The 23,440-nt window shown below is 62.1% G+C and carries 24 protein-coding genes and 1 tRNA gene; 8 read left to right on the top strand and 17 right to left on the bottom strand.

All coding sequences use genetic code 11. The annotated features are described in order from the left end of the window. The first annotated feature begins 75 nt into the window (after positions 1 to 75). Both ACJ8QF_RS23125 and ACJ8QF_RS23120 read left to right on the top strand, forming a co-directional pair. Positions 76 to 630, top strand: coding sequence for a 3'-5' exonuclease (locus ACJ8QF_RS23125; protein WP_289528284.1), 555 nt, complete (start codon positions 76 to 78; stop codon positions 628 to 630). 1 nt (position 631) lies between these two features. Then, complete coding sequence (locus ACJ8QF_RS23120; protein WP_442537887.1) at positions 632 to 1,738, top strand: SAVED domain-containing protein; 1,107 nt, start codon at positions 632 to 634, stop codon at positions 1,736 to 1,738. 248 nt (positions 1,739 to 1,986) lie between these two features. Here ACJ8QF_RS23120 and ACJ8QF_RS23115 read toward each other — a convergent pair whose 3' ends face one another. The 10 genes from ACJ8QF_RS23115 to ACJ8QF_RS23070 form a co-directional block, all read right to left on the bottom strand. Continuing rightward, positions 1,987 to 4,335, bottom strand: a complete 2,349-nt coding sequence (locus ACJ8QF_RS23115; RefSeq protein WP_176326454.1) for a primase-helicase zinc-binding domain-containing protein — start codon at positions 4,333 to 4,335, stop codon at positions 1,987 to 1,989. Positions 4,336 to 4,345: 10 nt separating this feature from the next. Beyond that, positions 4,346 to 4,681 carry a DUF5375 family protein gene (locus ACJ8QF_RS23110; protein WP_033631431.1) on the bottom strand — a complete coding sequence of 112 codons (336 nt, stop codon included), beginning with the start codon at positions 4,679 to 4,681 and terminating at the stop codon, positions 4,346 to 4,348. Continuing rightward, on the bottom strand, positions 4,678 to 4,941 hold the full coding sequence (locus ACJ8QF_RS23105) for a hypothetical protein (protein ID WP_033639063.1): 264 nt from the start codon (positions 4,939 to 4,941) through the stop codon (positions 4,678 to 4,680). The genes ACJ8QF_RS23110 and ACJ8QF_RS23105 overlap by 4 nt, the downstream gene beginning before the upstream one ends. Further along, positions 4,938 to 5,483, bottom strand: a complete 546-nt coding sequence (locus ACJ8QF_RS23100; protein ID WP_289528277.1) for a host cell division inhibitor Icd-like protein — start codon at positions 5,481 to 5,483, stop codon at positions 4,938 to 4,940. Before ACJ8QF_RS23100 ends, ACJ8QF_RS23105 begins: the two co-directional genes overlap by 4 nt. Further along, positions 5,470 to 5,682 (bottom strand): hypothetical protein, encoded by a 213-nt coding sequence (locus ACJ8QF_RS23095; RefSeq protein ID WP_289528333.1) that lies wholly within the window; start codon positions 5,680 to 5,682, stop codon positions 5,470 to 5,472. The genes ACJ8QF_RS23100 and ACJ8QF_RS23095 overlap by 14 nt, the downstream gene beginning before the upstream one ends. Next, positions 5,682 to 5,945, bottom strand: a complete 264-nt coding sequence (locus ACJ8QF_RS23090; protein ID WP_289528275.1) for a helix-turn-helix transcriptional regulator — start codon at positions 5,943 to 5,945, stop codon at positions 5,682 to 5,684. The genes ACJ8QF_RS23095 and ACJ8QF_RS23090 overlap by 1 nt, the downstream gene beginning before the upstream one ends. An 808-nt stretch (positions 5,946 to 6,753) precedes the next feature. Then, on the bottom strand, positions 6,754 to 7,929 hold the full coding sequence (locus ACJ8QF_RS23085; RefSeq protein WP_176326458.1) for a tyrosine-type recombinase/integrase: 1,176 nt from the start codon (positions 7,927 to 7,929) through the stop codon (positions 6,754 to 6,756). Positions 7,930 to 8,091: 162 nt separating this feature from the next. After that, positions 8,092 to 8,186 (bottom strand) — tRNA-Sec (locus ACJ8QF_RS23080). Positions 8,187 to 8,284: 98 nt separating this feature from the next. Next, the gene (locus tag ACJ8QF_RS23075; protein WP_265261700.1) at positions 8,285 to 9,628 is read right to left on the bottom strand and encodes an esterase-like activity of phytase family protein; all 1,344 of its coding nucleotides are present in this window, start codon (positions 9,626 to 9,628) and stop codon (positions 8,285 to 8,287) included. A 75-nt stretch (positions 9,629 to 9,703) separates the two neighbouring features. Further along, complete coding sequence (locus ACJ8QF_RS23070) at positions 9,704 to 10,903, bottom strand: cyanate transporter (RefSeq protein ID WP_442537886.1); 1,200 nt, start codon at positions 10,901 to 10,903, stop codon at positions 9,704 to 9,706. A gap of 126 nt (positions 10,904 to 11,029) precedes the next feature. Between ACJ8QF_RS23070 and ACJ8QF_RS23065 the strand changes: the two genes are divergently transcribed. Then, the gene (locus tag ACJ8QF_RS23065) at positions 11,030 to 11,884 is read left to right on the top strand and encodes a LysR family transcriptional regulator (RefSeq protein ID WP_171402724.1); all 855 of its coding nucleotides are present in this window, start codon (positions 11,030 to 11,032) and stop codon (positions 11,882 to 11,884) included. Between the two features lie 6 nt (positions 11,885 to 11,890). Here ACJ8QF_RS23065 and ACJ8QF_RS23060 read toward each other — a convergent pair whose 3' ends face one another. From ACJ8QF_RS23060 to ACJ8QF_RS23050, 3 genes are read right to left on the bottom strand one after another with little or no spacing between them, the layout of a single operon-like run. After that, a complete protein-coding gene (locus ACJ8QF_RS23060) occupies positions 11,891 to 12,016 on the bottom strand; it encodes a hypothetical protein (RefSeq protein ID WP_301338164.1) in 126 nt (41 codons plus the stop codon). Next, positions 11,989 to 12,285 (bottom strand): hypothetical protein, encoded by a 297-nt coding sequence (locus ACJ8QF_RS23055; protein WP_253893522.1) that lies wholly within the window; start codon positions 12,283 to 12,285, stop codon positions 11,989 to 11,991. The genes ACJ8QF_RS23060 and ACJ8QF_RS23055 overlap by 28 nt, the downstream gene beginning before the upstream one ends. Beyond that, positions 12,236 to 12,856 carry a nucleotidyltransferase domain-containing protein gene (locus ACJ8QF_RS23050; protein ID WP_442537885.1) on the bottom strand — a complete coding sequence of 207 codons (621 nt, stop codon included), beginning with the start codon at positions 12,854 to 12,856 and terminating at the stop codon, positions 12,236 to 12,238. Before ACJ8QF_RS23050 ends, ACJ8QF_RS23055 begins: the two co-directional genes overlap by 50 nt. 207 nt (positions 12,857 to 13,063) lie before the next feature. On the opposite strand from ACJ8QF_RS23050, the gene ACJ8QF_RS23045 reads away from it, so the two are divergent. From ACJ8QF_RS23045 to ACJ8QF_RS23035, 3 genes are all read left to right on the top strand, one after another. Then, positions 13,064 to 14,452 carry an amidohydrolase family protein gene (locus tag ACJ8QF_RS23045; RefSeq protein WP_442537884.1) on the top strand — a complete coding sequence of 463 codons (1,389 nt, stop codon included), beginning with the start codon at positions 13,064 to 13,066 and terminating at the stop codon, positions 14,450 to 14,452. A 100-nt stretch (positions 14,453 to 14,552) separates the two neighbouring features. Beyond that, positions 14,553 to 15,104: an isochorismatase family protein gene (locus ACJ8QF_RS23040; protein WP_004934049.1), complete on the top strand. Its 552-nt coding sequence runs from the start codon at positions 14,553 to 14,555 to the stop codon at positions 15,102 to 15,104. Positions 15,105 to 15,106: 2 nt separating this feature from the next. Then, on the top strand, positions 15,107 to 16,030 hold the full coding sequence (locus ACJ8QF_RS23035; RefSeq protein ID WP_280631071.1) for a GlxA family transcriptional regulator: 924 nt from the start codon (positions 15,107 to 15,109) through the stop codon (positions 16,028 to 16,030). On the opposite strand, the gene ACJ8QF_RS23030 is transcribed toward ACJ8QF_RS23035, so the two are convergent. Beyond that, positions 16,025 to 17,017 (bottom strand): acyltransferase, encoded by a 993-nt coding sequence (locus tag ACJ8QF_RS23030; protein ID WP_280631072.1) that lies wholly within the window; start codon positions 17,015 to 17,017, stop codon positions 16,025 to 16,027. The two genes, ACJ8QF_RS23035 and ACJ8QF_RS23030, sit on opposite strands and share 6 nt — an antisense overlap. Before the next feature lie 217 nt (positions 17,018 to 17,234). Here ACJ8QF_RS23030 and ACJ8QF_RS23025 point away from each other — a divergent pair, with 217 nt between their 5' ends. Further along, complete coding sequence (locus ACJ8QF_RS23025; RefSeq protein ID WP_004934040.1) at positions 17,235 to 18,482, top strand: MFS transporter; 1,248 nt, start codon at positions 17,235 to 17,237, stop codon at positions 18,480 to 18,482. 53 nt (positions 18,483 to 18,535) lie between these two features. Here the strand turns inward: ACJ8QF_RS23025 and ACJ8QF_RS23020 are convergent, their stop codons facing one another. Continuing rightward, the gene (locus tag ACJ8QF_RS23020) at positions 18,536 to 19,162 is read right to left on the bottom strand and encodes a LysE family translocator (RefSeq protein WP_265261701.1); all 627 of its coding nucleotides are present in this window, start codon (positions 19,160 to 19,162) and stop codon (positions 18,536 to 18,538) included. A gap of 121 nt (positions 19,163 to 19,283) precedes the next feature. Here ACJ8QF_RS23020 and ACJ8QF_RS23015 point away from each other — a divergent pair, with 121 nt between their 5' ends. Then, complete coding sequence (locus tag ACJ8QF_RS23015) at positions 19,284 to 20,195, top strand: LysR family transcriptional regulator (protein WP_154871861.1); 912 nt, start codon at positions 19,284 to 19,286, stop codon at positions 20,193 to 20,195. Here ACJ8QF_RS23015 and selB read toward each other — a convergent pair. Together selB and selA are read right to left on the bottom strand one after the other, a co-directional pair. Beyond that, on the bottom strand, positions 20,185 to 22,041 hold the full coding sequence (selB, locus tag ACJ8QF_RS23010; protein ID WP_265261702.1) for a selenocysteine-specific translation elongation factor: 1,857 nt from the start codon (positions 22,039 to 22,041) through the stop codon (positions 20,185 to 20,187). The two genes, ACJ8QF_RS23015 and selB, sit on opposite strands and share 11 nt — an antisense overlap. Continuing rightward, entirely contained in the window at positions 22,038 to 23,432 is a 1,395-nt protein-coding gene (selA, locus tag ACJ8QF_RS23005; RefSeq protein ID WP_088381115.1) for an L-seryl-tRNA(Sec) selenium transferase, read from the bottom strand. Before selA ends, selB begins: the two co-directional genes overlap by 4 nt. Between the last annotated feature and the right edge of the window lie 8 nt (positions 23,433 to 23,440).

Here is a 23,440-nt window from a genome sequence, read left to right as displayed (position 1 = left end):
TTTATTTTGAACAGTGGCTGCGCACCCGCGACTGGGAAGGCGGCGGCAAGCACCCACGCACCAGCGAGGTTAAAAATGAGCGTTGAACATGAAGGCTTTATCTCGGTCGATATTGAAACTGCCGGGCCCATACCCGGCGTGTGCAGCCTGCTCTCTATTGGCGCCTGCGTCATCGACCGCCCGGCGGAACGCTTTTACATTGAAGTGCAACCACTGAATCTGCATTACGATCCTGAAGCGCTGGCCGTCACCGGTTTCAATCTGCAGACCCAAATAACACGCGGCATCGCTCCGAAAGCGGCCATGCAGCAATTTGCCCACTGGGTAATGTCCGTCACCGACGCCACGAGTAAACCGATTTTCGTCGGTTTCAATGCGGCTTTCGACTGGTCATTCATCAATTACTACTTTCACGTTTATCTCGGCCATAATCCGTTTGGCTTTGCGGCCCTCGATATCAAAGCCCTGTACATGGGCGCCACCGGCAGCCGCTGGCAAGACACCCGCTCCAGCCGTATCGACTCCCAATTTAATCTCAAAAACCACGGCAGCCACAACGCGCTGGATGACGCGCTGTATCAGGCCGAAATGTTTTTGAAGATAAAAGCACACATGATGGAAAAGCACTGACATGGAAACGATAAAATATATTCTGATAAAGCTGGTCGACTGGAAAACGCGCCAGCGGAAAATTCAATACCTCATCATGCTGCTCGGCGCCGGGATCCTGAGTGTGAACAACTCACTGGGGAAGGCGTTAACGCTGGAGAAAGGCGATGCCCGCTTCTCGCTGGCCGTCTCCGAGGGGAATGTCATCACGGACTATTTCGTCAATTTCGTGGCGGCATTGATCATCCTGGGGGGATTTGTCTGGTTGCTGGTCGACGCCTACCGGGAGGCTAAAATCGCGGTGCGCAAAAAGGGGGTAGTTATCGAAGGGAGAGCGCTGCGGAAAGTCGCGACAACGCCGCTGCATAAAACGGTCTCCCGTCATTTCAACGGAAAGATAGATGCATTAACCCTCGATATGACGCAGCGGATGCGGGATGGCGCAATCAGTCACCCGGAGGAGGCCTTTGACGACAATATCAGCACGCTGGCCAGCAATATCGCCACCCGGATTGACGGTATCGACCATCAGGACCTGACGCTGGTATATGGCGGGCAATTGCCGGTTCCGTTCACCTTCTACATTGGCGCCATCCTCGATGACAATGGCCCGGTCTGCGTCTATGACTGGGACAGAGCGCAAGAGGCCTGGCGGTTGATTGACAACAAGGCCGACGACGACGGCGACGATTTTACCCTGATGGAAAGCCTCGTCACCTCAGCGGCCAAAGATGTGGTGCTGGCGGTTTCGGTGTCCTACCAGGCGGACATTGCGGCCATACGCCAAACCTTCCCAGCCTACCCGCTGTCGCATCTCTCGCTGAATGCCACAACGCTCGGTAATCACTGGTCGCTGTCCAAACAAACCCGGCTGGCGCTGCAATTTATCGAACAGGTCAAAATGCTGACGGCGTGCGGCGCCGAACGCATCCACGTGATTCTGGCCGCCCCCAGCAGCATTGCGCTCAATTTCGGCCGCCGTTATGACCACCGCAACCTTGCGCAACTCATTGTTTATCAGTATGAGAAAGAACAGCAACCAGCCTATCCCTGGGGGGTGGTGATGCCGACGCAGGGGCAGCGTCGGGGAGCGGTCGTTAAGCCTCCCGCCGCTCCCTTATCCGACTGACTGTGGGCTGTCCTGCGACTCAGTACAGCATCAATAGGGGGGCGAAACGAGGATGTAAAAAAACCGGCCTGAGCCGGTTTGGGAGCGCTTGTCGTTATGATACCGGCCGCTCCGCGGCCGGGGTAATGCCCTGGTGTTGCTGCGTATTTTTCACTGTCACTATAGGCGGTGCGACGAGTGAGCGTCCAATGGGTTCGGCAGATCAATAAGGGGCGATTGATCGGCCCGGCCGATCGTACTGCTCATCGTCACACCGCCCCGCATTTCGGCAGCCAGTCCGCTTCGCACTCTTCGCTCAGTACCACATTGGTCTGCATCCCCAGCCGGGTTTTACGTTTGAGCAGGGTTTTCGCATACTCTCTGAGCGTTTGCGGCACCGCCAGACCAAAGGCCGTCAGGTTCATCACGTGCTGATAACCCCGTGCCGCCATAAACGACAGGTAGGCATGATACAGGTAGCGGCGCGGGTTCGGCGGGGTGATGTTGGCGTTGCCTATCATCATGCCTTCTGCGGTGCCGAGCACCGTCAGGTAACCGCAGAAGTCGACCAACGGGTCGGCCTGGCGCTTGATGGTCAGCGCCTCGTCCGAGCTTTGCTGCGCCTGAAGCAAGGTGCGGGCCTCGTTCGGGTTGGCGAAGCGCTGCATCAGGTGGCGCACGATGACTGCCAGCTCCTGGGTGATTTTGTCCAGCAGCAGCGGGTCACGTTCGACCAGCGGTATCGCGTCCGGGAAGGTGATAATCACCCGCCGCCGGGAGACACCGCCGCTGCGGTCGCTGAACTGCATCGGGTTGTTGTTCACCGCCAGTATCACTGCCGGGATGTGCGCCGCGTAGGCGTCGCGGTATTTGGGGTCGATAGCGACCGCATCGCCACCGGTGATGGCCTTGATACCCGCGCCGTCACCGCTCCACTTCTCCTGGTCGGGCAGGAGTATCAGCGAGTAACCCACTACGCTGGCGCGCTCGCGCGCCGACTCCAGGTTATCGATGGTGGCGGAGGTGGTGTTATCACTACCTGCCAGCAGTCGGGCGATGGCCGCCATCACGCTCTTGCCGCTGCCGCCCGGGCCGGTCACTTCGAGGAACAGCTGCCAGTCGTAGCGGTTGGCCAGCACCATAAAGAGCGCCGCGAGGATACGTTCTTGCTTGTCGTGGTTGCCCCCGGCGGCCCGCGTCAGCCAGTGCCAGAAGTGTGGTGCATGGTCGGCCAGGTTCTCCCCGGCACGCGGCGGCGTGTAGTCCACGCTGTTGACGGTGCGCAGCCAGTGTTCCTGGCGGTGGGCGCTGAACTGCCCGCTGACGGTATCAAACACCCCGTTACGAAAACCAATCAACCGGCGGGCCGGGTCGCCCATCTGCGGCACCATCAGTTTGAGGGTGTCCAAAATGCTGTTGATACCGGCGGCAGAGAACGGCGCGCGCACCTTCTGGAACAGCGCGGCAATCTCCCGGCTCAGTTGCCGGTGTGGCAGCACCTGCCAGGCGCCGCGCGCATAACGGCACAGCTCCTCCCCCACCGGCGGCACCGCCAGGGTGTTGCCGTAGTGCTCGGCCAGCAGCTCGGCCTTCTCGCTGGCGCTCATGGCTTTGAGGTCAGCATCGCTCAGCGTGTCGAACGGGCTCGGCTGCGGCGGTTGGCTGAGCGCCTGGAGCTGGGCGCGCGTGGCCTCAATCCCCTGATTACAGTAGACGTCGTTCCAGTCGCCCTCCGTGGGCGGCAGCGCCGGGACACCGCCGGTCAATTGTGCCGCCTCAGCGGCGCGGGTCTGCCCGGTGCCGCTGCGGTCATTATCGGCAGCCAGCAGCAGCCGTGCGTCCGGGTAGTGGCTGCGCAGCTGCTCTGCCACCGCCGCCAGGTTGTTGGCGCTCAGTGCCACACAGACCGTCTCACCGGTCAGGTTGTGCACGGTAAGGCCGGTGGCGTAGCCTTCAGTGAGCCAGATAACCGCGTTGTCCGGGCCGCTCAGGGTGTGGCAGGCGGCTTTCACCCGCCCGCCTGCCAGCATGCGCTTGTCCCCGCTGGCGTTAATCAGCTGCACGTTAACCACCTCGCCCCCGGCATTGTGCAGCGGCAGCAAGAGGTCGCCGGGCTGGAAGGTAATACCGCCGACGCGCAGCGGCAGGCCGTGCAAGGTCAGCGTGCCCACCTCCGGCCAGCCTTTGGCGCTCAGGTAGGCGTTTCCGCTTTTGCACTGAGCGGCAGCCACCAGAGCCTGTGCCTGTCGCGCGGCCTTGCGCTGGGCCTCGACCTTGTCTTGCCCGCCGCCCTTCTGTGATGCATGGCGGGCCTCAGCGGCCGGTGGCAAAGAGTTGGTGTTATTCCCCATCACGGCGGCCACCTGTTCGGCGGCGGCCTTTGCTGACAGCGACAGGGCTTTTTCTACCAGGTTGAGGCCGTCACCGGCCCCGCACTGATTGCAGAACCAGGTGCCGCGTCCGTCCTGGTTGTCGAAACGGAAGCGGTCTTTACCGCCGCAGGTCGGGCACGGCTGCGGCTTGCCGTTCGGCTGCAAGGCGATGCCGAGGGCCGGGAGTATCACCGGCCAGTGGCCGGTGGCGGTGCGTACGGTCTGGGAAACGAACTGGGCGCTCATGCTCTTCTCCTCAGTGTACGGTGGCGTTCTGCGCTGCCGACAGGCGCTCGCAGCACAGCTCGTCCATCATCTTTTGCCCCAGCGCGGTCAGGCGCGGCGCGGCCACCAGAACGTCCGGCTGCACCATGTCACTCAACATCGTGCACGCCATGTCCATGCCATCCTCTGCGCCGTACTGACGCACAAAGTGCCCCTCCAGGCGCAGAGCAATCGTCATCTGCAGCTCGTCCAGCGTGTACCCGAGGCTCACCCGGTAAAAGGCGCAGGTATCCAGATAGGCCTGCGCCACGGCGCGGCGGAAAACGGCGGTGCGGACTTCAATCGGTAAACAGGATGAGGTGTTCATGCGGCGGTGGCCTCCATGCGGGCAAGAATTTGGGATTCACAGGTGTTGACGACGTGGCCGAGCTGGTCGGTCAGCAGGGCAATGACCGAGGCAAACGACGCCTGTTGCGTGGCATCGGGGCGCTGCCCGCTGAGGTCAAGGGTGTCCAGCAGGTCGAGGAACAGCACGCCGGTGGCGTGCGCATGCTGGAGACGCAGAAAATCGGCGTGCGGGATAGGGTAATGGGTATCGCGGTAGTAGCGGTCGGCCAGGGTGTTCATGCTGCTGCCTTAACCGGCAGACGACCGGCAAAGGACAACACATAATCACGGGCCAGCAGGCGGCGAGCGTTGTGCTCAGAATCCGCCACGGTACGTACGATGCGCGGTGACGCCGTCAGCGCAGAGCGGCGTACGGCCGCAAACAGGAAGCAGAATGTCGGGAGAGTCGGGGTGAGGGTCGTAGCCATGGTGGCAGCCTCCAATAAGTATTGGTTATTGCTACCACCGAAGTTCCTACACTTATGGGTGGTAGCCCAGACGGGGGTAGGAATACCGGCCTTATTGGAAACCGGCCAGCCCGAAGGCTGCCCCGCCTGAGCCACCATTGATTGACTGCTGCGATAGCATAACATCCACCGCGCAAAAAATGAGCGCACTAAGGCCACGACATAAAAAAACACGCCTGGCGCGTGTTGTGTCGCCAATAAGTAACACGGGTTCCTACGCCCGGCTGCCGATTTTGCGGCAGCGGGAGGACTATAGCGCAAGGCCGGACGTGGGAGCAAGCCGTAAGACGCCCCCGGACGTTCAATCGATCGCATTGTGATCAACCACATTACCAACGCAGAACTGACGCTGTTCGGCTTGCCGGTTCGTCAGACGAATAACATTGTGTTTTTCGCTGCGGTGCTCCGGCAAGACGATGCCAGGCTCTTTACGCTGTAACAGGATAGCTTCCGCGATAAACATTGCGTCATTGTCGCTCAGGGTAAAACTGTGCCGACCGAGGATTAACTGCATCACTTGGCGCTCCCCTGATGACGGTTGGCAATACGTTCGTCCATCCATAGTTCGACCTCAGAGGCCAGCCAGGCAACATTTTTACCGCCGAGGGAGACCTGAGCCGGGAACTGTCGGCGACTCATCATCTCGTACACGGTGGAGCGGGACAGACCGGTGGTGTAAAGCACTTCGGGCAGGCGGATAAAGCGCTCGCGCGGGGTGTAGCCGTTCTGAAGCACCGGCGACGGGGTGGATGGGGTGGGAGTGGAAACGGTCAACATAAAACGCTACCTCTTTGTGTCCGGCCAACGCTGGCCGGGACTGTGTGAACTTCGGTAGCGCCCTATTATGTGAATATTTACCAGGGTGGCAACAAGGCGTTGTTGTGTGGTGGGAGAGCTTTTTAGTTTGTTTTTCAATCAAATGGGCATATAGGTTAATATTGACCTTTATTGGCAAACCTTGGCAAACCCAAAGAAATGAACGAGCCATGAATAGCCGTTTATTAATAGGCAGAAACAGGCGTACAGGCACAACCCCAGGCTAGCCAGAGAAAAGGCCCTTTTTAGCCGAGTGAGCAGTAGTGAACACCGGGTGATGAGTTAAAAATTCACTAACCACCATTTTTTCTATTGATTTAGCTATCTTTTTTACTTTTATGAATAGTAGTGAAGAGTTTAGAGAAGAACTAAAATCGCAAAAGTGATTTTGCAGTCAATATCTGAGGCGGCTGCACAACGAAAACGCTGGCGGGAAAAATACAATAGGCTCACACCGGAGGCACAAAAGCTTCATTACGGACCTCGTCCTGATTGGATAATCAGGTCCACTTCCATCACGCTACCTCCTCCCTATCCTTCCCCCGAAAACAGCCTTTTTCCTGGCTAGCGGGTGCCAAATAACGCGTGCATGGATAAGGTGCATGATTTTGCATGTAAGAAAATGCATTTTTTACCCCCTGCCGCACCAGCAGCGACGCGGCCTGCGGCCCCTCATGCACCTGCATGAAAATCGACACATAAAGCGGGCAGGCGAGGCGGGGGTAGCATTGCGCGCCAAGGGGTTTTAACGATTTATTGGCAGCATTTTCTAGCGAGCAAGGCCCGAGATAAAATCGGCGTACCATTGCAGCATCTCACGGCGTTTCTCAAGGTACTGCGCATGGTTGTAGGTACCGCGAATACCGTTCTTGTCCACGTGGGCAAGCTGCATCTCTATCCATGCAGACTCAAACCCCTGTTCATGCAGGATAGTAGACATCGTATGTCTAAAACCATGTCCAGTGGCTCTCCCTTTATATCCCAGCAGCTCAATCACCTGATTCACGCTTTCTTTACTTATAGGCTTTCTACGGTTGTTTCGTCCAATGAAAATGTAAGGATAGTGACCGGTGATCGGTTGAAGCTGTTTAAACAGCTCAATCACCTGAGTAGAGAGCGGCACTATATGGGGGCGGCGCATTTTCATGCGTGCTGCGGGGATCTCCCAGATGGCACGCTCAAGATCGATCTCTTCCCACGTGGCAAAGCGCATTTCTTGCGTGCGCACGCCGGTCAGCATAACGATCTTCGCTGCATTCTTAGTGATGATGCTGCCGGTATATCCTTCCAAATCCTTAACAAAGTAAGGTAGTTCCTCGGCCGAAAGGAATGGATGGTGCTTTTGTTTGGGAACGGCTAGCGCGCTGGCGAGATCTGGGGCTGGGTTATACTCCGCCCTGCCAGTAATAATTGCGTAGCGGAAGACCTCTCCGCAGCGCTGGCGTACCTTACGGGTCTTCTCCAATGCCCCACGCTTCTCAATGCGCCGTAGCACTTCCAGCAACTCTAACGGCTTAATCTCGGCAATGGGGCGTTGACCAACATACGGAAACACATCCTGCTCAAAGGTGCGCATGATTTCTTCCCTGTAGGCTAGAGTCCACCGGTCAGCCTTGTTCGTGTGCCATTCACGGCTAATCGCTTCAAAAGAGTTCTCGACAGAAAGCTTCTGAGCGAGCTTTTGCGCCTTTTTCTCGGCTACAGGGTCAATGCCATTAGCAACCTGCTTGCGAGCCTCTCCGCGCTTTTCTCGCGCCTCAGCCAGCGTTATCAATGGGTAGGTACCAAAGGACATCAGCTTGGCTTTTCCGGCATAGCGATATCGAAAACGCCAACCTTTACTCCCATCCGTATTGATAAGAAGGGACAGGCCTTGGCCGTCGTTGAGGGTGTAGGGTTTTTCCTGCGGTTTGGAACGTCGAATTTGTATGTCAGTTAGAAGCATGTGTATAAGTGGATTCTGTGTATAAAAATGTTATACGCACCATTATACACATTTATCTCGGATTCAGACGGTTATACACGGACTCCAGCGGACAAAGAAACCATATAATCAATTGATTTTATGCATTTTAATGGGCTTTTCAGGAGCTACTCGGACAAGCTTTGGCGGAAGATCACAGGAGTCGAACCTGCCCAGGACCGCTGGCGGCCCCAACCGGATTTGAAGTCCGGCCGCCCCACCGGGGACGAGGATCTTCCTTGGAGAAGAGAAGAAGCAAGGCGCTGATTATAGCGCAGTTTGTTCGCTGCGCTAAGCGGGAAATGGCGGCCGCCGGCGATTCGGCGGCCGGGGGGAGCTACTTCAGGAAATCCTTCACGTCCAGCAGGATGAACTCGTTGTCATCCGCCATATTGGGCTGGCGGCTGGAGGAGAACGGGAAGTTGTTGTCGTTGCCGACGATGATATGGTTGGCGTCCACCACGTCCACGTTCTCGATGGTGAAGAACGGGAAGGTCAGCACGCCGTCGTTCAGCGGCTTGCGCGCCAGCTTGTTCGGATCCTGAATGTTCATCAGGTCGATATAACCCAGTTTCTCGACCGGTTTGCCGACGTTGGCGTCCGAGAAGGCGATTTTATACACCCGCTTGAACTTGCCCAGCTGGCTGAAGCAGTTGTCGGTCGGCGCGCCGGCGGCGCAGGCTTTATCCGGCGTGCCTTCGCCGTTGTCGCGCTCGATCACCAGCCCGTGGGTGGCGTCGATCATGTTGAAGTCGCCGATGGCGTTTTGGTTGTCTTCCAGCACGTACTGCCAGCTGCGGCCGGTCCAGGCCTGCCGTTTGACGTCAAACTCCAGCACCCGCAGGTAGCGTTTGCCGCCGACGTTCTCGAACTGTTCACCATCCCACAGCGCCCCTTCCAGCAGCGGGTACAGCTTGCTGCCGTCCGGCGAGGCGGCCATGCCTTCAAAGCCCTTGGAACGCGCCACCTGGAAGTTTTGCTTGCCGTCCGGCGCGCCCGGCAGGGTCAGCGTCGGGTTGTCCGGCGATTTCACTACTTTGCCATCCACCTGGGTGTCGAACACCGCCAGCACTTTGCCGTTCAGGTCGGCCTTGATCAGGTAAGGCCCAAATTCTTCTCCGATCCATAAGGCATCGTCGGCAAACTGGAAGCTTTCCGGATCGAAATCGCTGCCGGTCAGATAGCGCTGCTCGGTGCTCTCGTTGATGATGTGGAACGGCACCTTTTTATCCGGATCGTGCAGGAACACTGTCTTCAGCGGCGCAACCGTGCCGTCTTTGAAATCGATCTTGTAGTGGTTGAGGTACAGCATAGCGTCCGGCGAGTTGGCCTTGCTGCCGAAACCGTTGTCGGTCAGCACCCAGTAGGTGCCGTCGGGCATGTGTTTGATGCCGGAGTGGCCCTGCAGCGGCTGGCCGTTGATCGGCAGGCCGATCCCGGTCAGGCGGTCGGCCGATTTGCCCGCCACGCTGCCCAGCTCGGTGACGCGTTTGCCGCTGGTGTATTTGCCGCTCTGTTGCAGATCGCTCGGTGCATCTTTCGGCGTGGTAACGGCGGATTTTACCGGCAGCAGCGCATGCCCGGCCAGCGTCGCCTGCACCGGCTGCGCCTCGGCCCACAGGTTGGCGCTCAGCGCCATGCAGCCGACCAGCAGCGCTAGCCGGGTTTTGGTGTTGTGCATGTCATTGTCCCTTTTCGTTGTTATCGCCCAGAAGTAAAAGCAACGTCACTATAGGGAGCGGCAATGACAGAAATATTATTCGGCGAACGCCCGCCGGTAGCTGTGCGGGTGGAAGCGCCAGGTAATGGCGATCAGCACCACCACCAGCAGCGCATGGATTTGCCAGTCCAGCACGAAGCCGCCGCTGTAGTCGCGCAGCAGGCCGGAGAGGTAGGGCGTGACGCCCGCCAGCAGGAAGCCGACGCCCTGCATAAAGGCCACCAGCCGCCCTGCCGCCGCCGGCTGGTGCAGGTGATCGAGCGCCAGCACCAGGCACAGCGGGAACGCGCCGCCCAGCCCCAGCCCGGAAACCAACACCCACAGCCACGGCAGCGTTTGCGGCAGGTAAATCAGGCCGATAAAGCCGATCAGTTGCATCATCAAGGCCAGCAGCAGCAGCGGCCGCCGGTCATGATTGCGCGCCAGCGCCGGCAGCAGCAGCGCGCCCATCACCTGGCCGAAGGTCATCAGCGCCAGCAGCGAACCGCTGGCCTGCGGCTGCCAGCCGAGCTGCATGTAATACGGCGGCAGCCAGGCGATCAGGCTGGTATAGCCGCCGTTGATCAGGCCGAAATAGGCGCCGAGCAGCCAGGCGCGCCGGTTGCGCAGCAGGCTTGGGCCGCGGTGTTCTCCCGCCGCGCCCAGGCGAGACAGCCCGCGGCTGACCGGCCACCAGGCCAGCAGCGCCACCAGGGCCGGCAACGCCCACCAGGCCAGCGCGCTGTGCCAGTCGCGCCCCGCGCTCATCAGCCATGGGGTGATCGCCGCCCCCAAACCGCCGCCACCCATCAGCGCCGCCGACCACAGCCCGGCCACCAGCGCCATGCTTTTAAGGAAGTGATGCTTGATGATGCCGGGCATCACCGCCTGGATCACCCCGATGCCGAGCCCGCCCAGCACCGCGCTCATTAACAGTTGCACGCTGCCGGGGGCCAGTTCGCGCCAAAGCGCGCCCAGCCCGATCGCCAGCAGGCTCAACGCCACGGCGCTGCGTTCGCTGAACAGCCGATTGATGGCGCCGCCCGCCAGCGCCATCAGCCCCATCATCAGCACCGGCAGCGTGGTCAGCAGCGCCGCGCCGCCAAAACTCAGCCCGGTGGCCTGGCGCAACGTCGGCAGTAACGGGCCGATCGAAGTCAACAGCGGCCGCATGTTCAGGCCGATCAACACCAGCGCCAGCAACAGAGGATTGAGCCAGCGACGTGGAGAAGGTGAATTAACAGAATGATTTAACACGGTATATTCCTGGTACTGCGAAATGAAGAGTGCGGCGTCACAGTGCGATCGCCGCAGCGTTGCGTTACTGTAGGTAACGCCGCTAGTATTGGGAAATTAAATAATAAAATAGCCAACAGTGGGAAAATGAATCGTTACCCGATGTTCAATCCGCAGCTGCTGCTCAGCTTCGTCGCCGTGTGCGACAGCAACAGCTTCACCCGCGCCGCAGAGCGGGTGTTCTTGTCGCAGTCTACCGTCAGCCAGCAGGTGCGCCGGTTGGAAGAGATGCTGGGCAAGCCGCTATTTGAGCGTTCCTCGCATCAGGTGCTGCTGACCGAAGAAGGCGTCAAGTTGTTGAGCTACGCGCGCCGCATCATCGCGCTGAATGAAGAAGCCCACGACGCGCTGACCGGCATCTGGCGCGACGGTGTGCTGCGGATCGGCATGCCGGAGGATTTCGCCGTGCCTACCACCGAACTGCTGGCGGAATTCAGCCGCGAGCACCCGCACCTGCGGCTGGACGTCGCCAGTGGCCTGAGTGCCGATCTGCACAACGCCTACGCGCGTGAAGAGCTGGATCTGATCCTGGTGAAGCAGCGCCGCCGGCAACCGCCGCGCGCCGCGCGGCCGGAACCGCTGCTGTGGCTGGACAGCCTGGCCTTCCCGGCCATCGAGCAATCGCCGGTGCCGCTGGCGGTATTTCCACTGAACGGCCTGTACCGCGACGAGCTGTGCCAGGCGCTCGACAACCTCGGCAAACGCTGGCGCATCGGCTACAGCAGCGCCAGCCTGGCGGCGCTGACCGCCGCCTCCGCCGCCGGGCTGGGCGTCACCCTGCTGCCGGCCGGCTGCCGTTTGCCAACGCACCGGGTGCTGGGCGCGGCCGAAGGATTGCCGCCGATAGACAGCTTCGAACTGGCGCTCTACTACCGCGACGGCGCCCCCGCCGCCACGCTGGCGCTGGCCCAGCGGCTGGCGGCGTTTTGCGGGCTTAAGTAAGGCAGCTTACGCCACTATCTGCGGGTATTCGCGCTGCAGCCAGTCGATAATCCGTACCCACAGCGCTTCTGTCTGCTCAAGGCAAGCCTGTACCGCCGCGTCCGTCACCAAATCGCCGGAATAATCCGCCACATTGCGCTGCTTTCGCGCGGCAACGTTTGGATCATGGTCTGGTGATGACCGGGTTTGCTGGTCAGCGTACGGTACCCCTTGGCTTGTAAAGCGGCATTAGCCATTTGCATGATCGCCTTATATGCCGTGTCGAAACGGCTCTCATTGCTGAGCTGAGTGATACCCGCATCGCATCGGTTGCGCGCGGCGGCGGCCAGCAATTTTTTAATCGCCCCTGCGTCAGGCGTTATCACCTCCAGTCCCAGCCCGACCAGATTGTCCAGCGTCATCCTTGTCTCCCGCAATCCAAAGTTGGGGTTTCTGCATAATGTCCTGTATAAACGCGGAGTTCTCGGCCAAAGCCGCCCGCCACTCTTCCGGCGAGTACAGTTTGGGGTTAATTTCCCAACCCAGCGTTTCCTGCAGCGGGTAAACCGCCTGAACCACATCCGCAAAAGACAGTTTACCGACGATCAACACATCGATATCACTGGCCGCCGTCGCTTTGCCACTGGCGACGGAACCAAAAATAAAGGCCCGTTCAATAGCTGCGCCAAACTCTGCCAATGTCTGCCTTAAGCGCTCCGCCGGCCCGCAAGCCTTGCGGAAAATAGCCGCCAGCTCTGGGAAAATCAGGCAATCAGCGTTGGCCTGATAGCAAATTTGGTTGCCCTGCCGCTGCCTGAGCAAAATGCCCCCCTCAGCCAGCCTGCTCAACTCTTTATGTAAAGTACCGGCCTGAGTTGCGGTACGCCGCGCAATTTCCCGCACGTGAAACACTCGCCCGGGCTCAATAAACAGTAGGCTTAGCACTTTTCTACGGTATTCGCTGAACAGCAGTTCGAGCATCGGATCGTGCATCACGCTAACCTCAATGTAGCTTTAATGACTACGAATGTAGCTATTAAAGCTACGAAAGGGCAAGCTAGGAAAGCCATTCAACCAGCGCACGCCGGTCATTACCAAATCGAATAGTCACCAGTGGCAAATGTCGCTGCCAACCGGCCGCTTCCTCTCCTAAATTGGGGGATGTTTTCACTCCCTCACCTCTGGATTAAGGAACCGAACGTGGAAAACCCTCAACAACCGGGCCGCAGAGCCTTCCTCAGCCAAACCGGCAAACTCACCACCGCCTGCGCGGTGATCGGCTTGACCGGCGGCGTGGCACAGGCCGCGTCTCTTGGCGGCGAGCAGTGTGCGCCAACGCCGATGACCCTGACCGATCGCCACTACTGCCTGAGCGAGGTGCGGCTGGAAGACGGCTTTGAATACGACGGCGACACGGTGATCGGCACCCGCACCGCGCTGTACACGCTTGAGATCAAAGACGGCAAGATCGCCGCCATTCACGCCGCCAACGCCGCGTTGCCCGCCGGCGTGCCCCGCTATCAGGCGCAGGGCCGGCTGCTGCTGCCGGCGTTTCGCGATATGCACATCCACCTGGACAAAACCTTCTACAGCGGCCCGTGGCAGGCGCCGCGCCCGCGCCAGGGCAAAACCATCATGGACATGATCGCGCTGGAGCAGACGCTGATCCCGAAACTGCTGCCCACCTCGCAGCAGCGGGCGGAAAATCTGATCGCCCTGCTGCAATCCAAAGGCAGCACCGTGGCGCGCAGCCACTGCAATATCGATCCGGTCAGCGGCCTGAAAAGCCTGGAGCACCTGCAGCGCGCGCTGGAAAACCACCGGGCGGACTTCAGTTGTGAGATCGTCGCCTTCCCGCAGCACGGCCTGCTGCACTCCAAAGTCGATGCGCTGATGCGCGAAGCGATGCAGATGGGCGTGCAGTACGTCGGCGGGCTCGATCCGACCAACGTCGACGGCGCGATGGAGAAATCGCTGGACGCCATGTTCCAGATCGCCCTCGATACCGGCAAAGGCGTGGATATCCACCTGCATGAAACCAGCCCGGCCGGGGTCGCCGCCATCAACTACATGATCGCCACCGTGGAGAAAAACCCGGCGCTGCGCGGCAAGGTCACCATCAGCCACGCTTTCGCCCTGACCACGCTGACGCCGGGCGAACTGGCGGAAACCGCCACCCGGCTGGCGGCGCAGCAGATCACCATCGCCTCCACGGTGCCGATCGGCAGCCTGATGATGCCGCTGCCGCAGCTCAGCGAGAAAGGGGTGTTCGTGATGACCGGCACCGACAGCGTGATCGACCACTGGTCGCCGTTCGGCACCGGCGACATCCTGGAAAAGGCCAACCTGTACGCCCAGCTGTACCGCGGCTCCGACGAGTATCACCTGTCGCGCGCCATGGCCATCTCCACCGGCGGCGTGCTGCCGCTGGACGATAAGGGCCAGCGCGCCTGGCCGAAAGCCGGCGATGCCGCCGAGTTCGTGCTGGTCAACGCCAGCTGTTCCGCCGAGGCGGTCGCCCGCCTGCCGGCGCGCAGCGCCACCTTCCATCAGGGGCGCCTGGTGGCTGGCCAGGTGAGCAAAGCTTAAGGTCGGTCCGCTGTTGTCATCATGATGGCCGTTTTTGGCCTTCTGCCAGAGTAATCAGCGGCGCAATATGGTCGCTACACACATTGGCGGAGGGCCGAAAATGTCACAGAGCGCGTTATTGATCATCGATGTCCAGCAATCATTCCAGCACCGTCCATTCTGGCAGGAGGACGATCTGCCGGCGTTTCAACAGGCGCTGACCCGTCTGATCGCGGGCTGCCAGCAACGCGGCGCGGCGCTGGTCGACGTGCTGCACGTCTCGCCGCAGGGGCCGTTCTCGCTGGCTTCAGGCCACGTGCAGCGCCTGCCGTTCCTCACCCACCAGGCGGATATCACCGTGCATAAGCATGTACACAATGCGCTGACTGAATCCGGCCTCGACGCCTGGCTGCGCGAGCGGGATATCAACCACCTGATCATCTCCGGCATCCGCACCGAACAGTGCTGTGAAACCACCACCCGGGTGGCGTCCGATCTCGGTTATCGGGTGACCTTCGTCACCGAGGCGACGCTGACCTTCCCGATGCGCCATCCCGACGGTGAAGTCTTTACCCCCGCGCAGCTGAAGCGGCATACTGAAACCGTACTGGTCGATCGTTTCGCCCGCATCGCCAGCGTGGATGAGGCGCTGGCGCAACTCGCACAGGAGTAACCATGCCGCAGGCCGTCTATTTTCTGCTGTTGCCCAACGTGCTGTCGCTCGACGTCAGCGGCCCGGCGGAAACCCTGCGCCTCGCCGGGTCGTTCAGCCTGCGTTACCTCAGCCCGGCGCCGCAGGTCGTCTGCTCCATCGGTATGACGCTGAGCGGCCTGCAGCCGTTGCCCGAACGCCTGGAAGACGGCGCCATTCTGGTGTTGCCGGGCGTCGGCGATTCGCAGCGCTATTTCGCCGGTGAAGAGGCCGAGCAGGCCCGCCGCTGGCTGGCGACGCTGCGGCCCGCTCTGCAGCGGCAGCGCATCACCCTGGTGTGCATCTGCTCCGGCGCGCTGCTGGCGGCGCAGGCCGGGCTGCTCGACGGCTATCAGTGCACCACCCACCACGACGTCATCGAACGTATCCGCCTGCAGGCGCCGGCGGCGCAGGTGAAAGAGAACCGCATCTTCGTCGAAGACCGCGGCGTCTATACCAGCGCGGGCATCACCACCGGCATCGATTTGGCGCTGCATCTGGTTCACCGTCACTGCGGCTCCGGCCGGGCGCGCGACGTCGCACGCGACATGGTGGTCTATTTCCGCCGCGCCGGCGACGATCCGCAGCTGTCGCCCTGGCTGCGTTACCGCAACCACCTGCACCCGGCGGTGCACCGCGCGCAGGACGTGATGGCCGCCGAGCCGGAAGCCGACTGGTCGGTGCCGCAGGTGGCGGAGAAGGCGCACGTCAGCAGCCGCCATCTGGCGCGGCTGTTTCGCAGCCACGTCGGCATCAGCGTGCGGGAATATCATGAGCAGCTGCGGTTGGCGGTGGCGCAACAGCGCCTGCAGCAAGGGTATGGGCTGGAGAAGGCCGCGCTGGCGGCCGGTTTTTCTTCCGGGCGGCAGCTGCGCCGCGCCCAGCAGCGCCAGCGCTCGCCGCTATGACACCAGCCGGCGGGTATCCAGCCGCTGCAGGCCGACAGACAGCAGCAGGCTGCCCCCCAGCGCCACGCCGAACACCCAGAAGATATCCAGCAGCGGGTGGCCGGTGAAATCCAGGTGCCGGCTGCGCATCACGTTAACGATAAGGGCGTGAAAACCGTAAATCGCCAGCGAATGGCGGGAAAATACGCTCAGCCAGCCGATCGGCTGCGGCAAACAGTGTTTCACCCACACCAACAGCGCCACCGCCGCCATAAACACCAGCGGGCCGCTGTAGATGTAGTAGGTATCGGCGAAGTTGCCGTTGATGAACAGCTGATGCTTGGTGCCGCGCGCGATCAGCGCCACGCACAGCGCAAATCCCACCGCCGCCAGCCAGCCCACGGCGCGCCCGCGCGCCTCCATCATGCCAATCGCCCGCCCGGCCAACGCATACAGCAGGTAGTAGAAGGTATCGCCGTAGATATACAGGTTAACCGGCAGCAGGTGCGCGTTGCCGAAGGCCAGCTTGTCGGTATTCGGGTTGGCGAGCGCCGCCAACACCACCAGCGCGGCGGCCAGATAGCGGCGTGACACCGGCTTGACGCTGATCAGCGGCGACAGCAGGTAAATCACTGCGATGGCGTAGAAAAACCACAGGTGGTAAAACACCGGCTTTTGCAGGATGCCGCGCAGCGACGGCCAGAAACCGATCTTGGTGAAGGCCGCGATATAGATCAGCGCGATGGCGCTGTAGAACAGAATGCAGCAGGCGATACGAGTGAAATGCCGCCGGCCGGCGCTCTTTTCGCCGAAGAACAGGTAGCCGGAAATCATGAAAAACAGCGGCACCGACACGCGCGACAGCGAGTTCAGCACGTTGGCGATATCCCAGTTGTGCAACCCTATCGCCGCGCCGTTGGTGACGTAATAGGTGGTGGCGTGGATCATCACCACCATCATGCACGCCATCGCCCGCAGGTTGTCTATCCAGCCGATTTTCTCGCTCAAACGCTCGCCCGATCTTATGTCATATTGATATGTTAAGAAGAGGTTATCGGGCACGGCGTTCGGCGACAACCCAAAAGCGAAATATCAGAATGCACTTAAACAACACCTTATGATTGCGAAGGTGAACAATTGGCGGCAAAATAGCCGCCACAACTCGCTCAGTTTGCGCTTCCCGCCCTGGCAGTTCCTTTTTCTCTTTTACTATCAGTACAATAATATGAAAACGACATTACCACCTGCGGCACGTTTGGGCCGACAGGCGCTTTTATTCCCTCTTTGTCTGGTGCTGTTCGAGTTCGCCACCTATATCGGCAACGATATGATTCAGCCGGGCATGCTGGCCGTCGTGGCGGATTTCAACGCCGGCGAAGAGTGGGTGCCCACCTCAATGACCGCCTATCTGGCCGGCGGCATTTTCCTGCAGTGGCTGCTCGGGCCGCTGTCGGATCGTCGCGGCCGTCGCCCGGTGATGCTGGCCGGGGTGGCGTTCTTCATCGTCTCCTGCCTGGCTATCCTGCTGGTCACCACCATCGAGCAGTTTATCGCCATGCGTTTCCTGCAGGGCATCGGCCTGTGCTTTATCGGCGCGGTCGGCTACGCCACCATCCAGGAGTCATTCGAGGAGGCGGTGTGCATCAAAATCACCGCCCTGATGGCTAACGTGGCGCTGATCGCCCCGCTGCTCGGGCCGCTGGCCGGTGCGGCGTTGATCCACGTCGCGCCGTGGCAGAGCATGTTTGTGCTGTTTGCGGCGCTGGCGGCCATCGCCTTCTACGGCCTGTGGAAAGCGATGCCGGAAACCGCCACGCTGCAGGGCGAGGCGTTTTCCGCCGCCAACCTGTGGCGCGACTACCGCCAGGTGCTGGGCAACCGCCGCTTCCTGTGCGGCGCTCTGGCGATCGGTTTCGCCAGCCTGCCGCTGCTGGCCTGGATCGCCCAGTCGCCGGTGATCCTGATCAGCGGCGAGTCGCTGTCGACGCTGGACTACGGCCTGCTGCAGATCCCGGTGTTCGGCGCGCTGATCCTCGGCAACCTGACGCTGGCGCGCCTGACCGGCAAGAACAGCGTGGAGCGCCTGATCAAGCTGGGCGCGGGCCCGATGCTGCTGGGGCTGCTGATCGCCGCGCTGGCGACCCAGTTCTCCAGCCACGCCTACCTGTGGATGACCGCCGGCCTGAGTCTGTACGCCTTCGGCATTGGCCTGGCCAACGCCGGGCTGTACCGCCTGACGCTGTTCTCCAGCAACGTCAGCAAGGGCACAGTGTCGGCCACTATGGGCATGCTGAGCATGATGGTGTTCACCGTCGGCATCGAGCTGGCCAAGGTCGCCTACGTCTGGGGCGGCAGCGGGCTGTTCAACCTGTTCAACCTCATCAGCGGCCTGTGCTGGCTGACGCTGGTGGCGCTGTTCCTCGGCAAACGCCGCAACGGCGACCCCACGCCGCAGCCGAACGGCGCGGCGTAAACGCGACGATAAAACGCCGGTCCGGTTTCCCGACCGGCGTTTTTTATGCGGCTTCAGCCGAGCAACCCCCACAGTGCATACCCCGTTCCCACCACCGCCACCGCCAACAACAGCAACGCCGACAGGACAGAGATCGCCCGCCGCGCGCGCTGCAGCGCCGTTCCCGACAGCAGGGTGATATAGGTCAGCAAAATGGCGAAGTCCGCCAGCACCCACAGCGCGGTCAGCAGCGTCAGGCTGGCGCCGATCGAGGGGGTGACGGCGATGAACTGCGGGAAAAAGGCGACGAAGAAGATAATGTCTTTGGGGTTGGCGATGCCCACCAGAAAACCGTTCAGGATCGCCGAGCGTTTTTGCGGCGGCGCAACGGGCTGCACAACGGGGGCTCGCGCGGATAAATCCTCATACAGCGAGACGATCGCCATACGGCCGATAAACAGGCAACCCAGCAGGCCTATCCACTGCAGCAAGCGCATATCCACGGTGAACAGCCCGGTGATAATCAGCGCGGCGACGCCGATCAGCAACAAGGAGGCTCCGTTGCTGCCCAGCGCGGTCAACAGCGCGCGCCGGGCGCCAAAGCGCGCCGCGGTGTTGGCCACCATCGCCACCACCGGCCCCGGCGTGGCGATCAGCAACAAAATGGCGGCGAAATACGCCGCCAGTAACGACAGGTTCATCTTTATTTCACTCACATTCAGTCAGTTGGCGTCGTGCCATTATCATGCCGCCGCCCCCGCCTTGAAAAAGGAGTAATCCTGTCGTTTACTGTGAATCAGACTCATTATTAGAGACGCCGCGATGGCCAGTTCCCTTCCGCCGCTTTACGCCCTGCGCGCCTTCGAAAGCGCCGCCCGCACCGGCTCGTTCACGCTGGCCGCCGAGGAGCTGCATCTCACCCCGAGCGCGGTCAGCAAGCACATCAAAACGCTGGAGCAGCACTTTGGCTGCCGGCTGTTCCAGCGCAACGGCCCGCGTATCGAGGTCACGCCGCAGGGGAAAATCTTCGCCGCCGAGCTGCAGCAAGGGTTTGGCCGCATCGAGCAAGCCTGCGAGCTGTTCAGAAGCCACCGCGATCTGCTGCGGCTGAAGGCGCCCTCCACCCTGACCCTGCACTGGCTGCTGGACTGCCTGAGCCGGTTCCGGCAAACGGCGCAGGCGTTCGAGGTGCAGGCAGCCAGCGTCTGGATGGACATCGACAGCGTGGATTTTTTCAGCGAACCCTACGACTGCGCCATCCTGCTCGGCAACGGCCATTTTGGCGCCAATACCGCCGCCGCCAAGCTGTTCGACGAATGGCTGATCCCGATTTGCGCCCCCGCGCTGCTCGCCGACGGGCAGCGGGATCTCGCCGCCTGCCCGCTGATCCACCCGTCGCCCGATCGGCGCGACTGGCGGCGCTGGCTGCAGAAAAGCGGCATCGCGGCCCCGATCGATCTCACGCGCGGCCAGGTATTTGATTCGCTGGAACAGGGCAACGCGGCGGCCATCGCCGGGCACGGCGTCTCGATCGGCGATCTGGCGCTGAGCCTGCGGACGATTGAGGAGGGATTATTGGTGTTGCCTTGTGACGTCGCCGTGCGCACCGGCGACGGTTACTATCTGGTTTGGCCGGAAGAATCGGCAAAACGGCCGCTGATCGAACGTTTACAGGCATTTCTCACCGCCCAAACGCCCGACGTCAGCCGGGCCGCCGTCAGATTTATCGGGTAGGGGACTCGCTACCGAACAGCCCGCCGTCGCGCAGCAGATGCTCGTTACCCTTGCGGCGGGTAAAGCCGCTGCGATCGAAGAACTCCAGCACCTGGATCGCCAGCTTGCGCCCGACGCCGAGCCGATCGCGGAAATCGGCGGCGTTGGCGCCCCCGCGCTCCGCATCCAGCTCGCGGATCAGCGCCGCGAACTGATCGATGCGTCGGCTGAGGTAGTAGCGATCCACCACCACCGCCGTCACATGGCCCAACTGAGCCGCCTTGCGCAGCAGCGCGCGCACCCGGCTCTCTTCCTCGCCCAATTCGCTCGCCAGATCGCGCACCCACCACGGTTCGTCGCCGAACAGCGGTTCGATGCGCGCCCACAGCGGCGCCTCTTCGGCGCTGAACGCCAGGCCGTGTTCCGGCAGGTGCAGCCAGCCGCGCGTATTGCGCAGCGCGCCGGCCCGCAGCAGCCGATCGATCATCATAAACACCAATGCTTCAGGCTGCTGCGGCAGCGCCATGCGCCGCAGGCGGGCGCGCCCTAAGCCCAGCTGATCGGCGTGCTGTTGGTGGTACTCCGCCAGCACCTGCAGCAGGCGGCTTTCCGCCTGTTGCACCTGATCCTGCGCCAGCGCCCGGTCACCGACGATCAGCAGATCGCGGTTCGCCAGCAGCTCGTTCAGGCCATCGTCCGTCAACTGACACGCCCAGGCGAACGCTGCCAGTGACAGCGCGCCGTGCGGCAATTCAAGCGCCAGCGCCTGCGCATCGTCTTGCGCCAGCGCCAGGGCCTGCAGCCATGCCAGATAGTCTGGCTGACGCTTGCCGCGCTTGGGCGCATTCAGCCTGAGCACCCGAGCCGCGCCCAGCGTTTGCCGCGCGCCAATATCGCGCAGCACCAGCCGATCGTTCTGCGCCAACCACAGCGGGCGATCGAGGATCAGTTCCGCCAGCCCGTCGTTCAGCAACGAAATGCGCCCGGTGATGTGGCTGGCGGCATGGTGCAGATGCAGCGGCTGCCAATGGCGGATCGGCCGATCCGTCTCCAGCGCCACCAGAATGCGTTCCGCCGCCTCCGGCGGGCGCTGCGCCAGCAGCCAATCGCCGCGCGCGATCCGCTCTTTATCGACATCGCCGCTGATGTTCAGCGCAATGCGCTGCCCGGCCTGCGCCTGCTCCACGGTCTGATTTTGGGCATGCAGGCCGCGCACTCGCACCGGCGCGTCGGCGCCGGTCAGCCACAGCGTATCCCCCACCTTCACCCGGCCGCCGAGCGCGGTGCCGGTCACCACCAGCCCCGCCCCTTTGACGCTGAACGCGCGGTCTACCGCCAGGCGAAAACGGCGCGTCAGCGCATGTTCAGCGGGCGACAACGCCAGCAAATGCGCGCGCAGCGCCTCGATGCCCTCGCCCGCCGCCGCCGCGGTCACGAACAGCGGCGCATCGGGCCAGCCCTGGCGCGCCAATTCGTCGCGCACCTGACCGCGCACCTCATCGATACGCGCCGCGTCCACCCGGTCGGCCTTGGTCAGCGCCACCGTCAGCGCCGGGCGCCCGCTCAGACGCAGGATCGCCAGATGCTCGCGGGTCTGCGCCATCACGCCGTCGTCGCAGGCCACCACCAGCAACGCATGATCGATGCCGCCGACGCCCGCCAGCATGTTGGCGAGGAATTTCTCGTGGCCGGGCACGTCGATAAAGCCCAGCACCCGGCCGTCCGGCTGCGGCCAGTAGGCGTAACCCAGATCGATGGTCATGCCGCGGCGCTTTTCTTCCGGCAGGCGATCCGCGTTGATCCCGGAGATCGCCTGCAGCAGGGTGGTTTTGCCATGATCGACATGGCCGGCGGTGGCGATGATCATGATGCGCTCAGCGCTGCGATCAGCGCCCCTTCCTGTTCCAGGCAGCGCAGATCCAGCCACAGCCTGCCGTCGCCGAGGCGGCCGATCACCGGCTGCGGCAGACGGCGCCAGCGTTCGGCCAGCGCTTCCAGCGTGGCGCCGCGGCCGTCGCGCGGCGTGAAGGTCAGGGCATAGCTGGGCAGGCGATCCACCGGCAGCGAACCGCTGCCGATCTGCGACCAGCACGGTTCGGCGCGCAGGTCGAAATCGGTGGTGAACCGCGGCGTCAGCGCCGTCAGCAGCCGCTCGGCCGCCTGTTGCATCTCCTGCTGCGGGCGAGTCAACAGCCGCAGCGTCGGCAGCTGCTCAGCCAGTTTTTCCGGCTGCAGATAGAGCCGCAGCGTGGCCTCCAGAGCCGCCAGCGTCAGCTTGCCGACGCGCAGCGCGCGTTTGAGCGGATGCTGCTGCAAACGCGCGATCAGCGCCTTTTTGCCGACGATGATGCCAGCCTGCGGGCCGCCCAGCAGCTTATCGCCGGAGAACGTCACCAGATCGACGCCGGCGGCCAGCAGCCGCTGCGGCATCGGTTCGGCGGGCAGGCCGTACTGCGCCATATCGATCAGCGAGCCGCTGCCCAGATCGGTGGCGGTCGGCACGCCCTGTTCGGCCCCGAGCTGCGCCAGCTCGGCCTCGTCGACCGCCGCGGTAAAGCCCTGAATGCTGTAGTTGCTGGTGTGCACTTTCATTAACAAGCCAGTCTGCTCGTTGATGGCCTGGCGGTAATCCTTCAGATGGGTGCGGTTGGTGGTGCCGACCTCGACCAATTGACAGCCGGCCTGGCGCATCACGTCGGGAATGCGGAACGCGCCGCCGATTTCCACCAGCTCGCCGCGCGACACCACCACCTCTTTGCCGGGGGCGATCGCCGCCAGCATCAGCAGCACCGCCGCCGCGTTGTTATTGACGATGCAGGCGTCTTCCGCGCCGGTCAGCCGACACAGCAGACTCGCCACCGCCCGATCGCGATGGCCACGCCCGGCGCCGTCCAGATCGTACTCCAGCGTCACCGCCTCCCCCATCACCGCGTTCACCGCATCCTTCACCGGCTGCGCCAGCAGGGCGCGCCCGAGGTTGGTGTGCAGCACGGTGCCGCTGAGGTTGAACACCGGCAGCAAAGCCGGGCGTTGCTGCCGGGCCAGCTCGGCCCGCAGCGCCTGCGGCCAGTCGCCGCACCAGGCCGGCAAGCGTTGCCGTTGTTTGATCGCGTCGCGCGCCTGGGCCTGCAGCCGGCGCAGCAGTTCGCCGATCAGCGTCTGGCCATGCTGTGCCACCAGCGGTTCAATCGCGGGTTCACGCAGCAGGCGGTCGATGGCGGGCAGTTGGCTGTAAAGAAGGTGGGATTCAGTGCTCATGGTCGCTC

This window comes from Serratia sp. CY81684 (genome assembly GCF_052166595.1).
Taxonomy (GTDB): domain Bacteria; phylum Pseudomonadota; class Gammaproteobacteria; order Enterobacterales; family Enterobacteriaceae; genus Serratia; species Serratia nematodiphila.
This window is presented reverse-complemented; position numbering and strand designations above follow the sequence as displayed.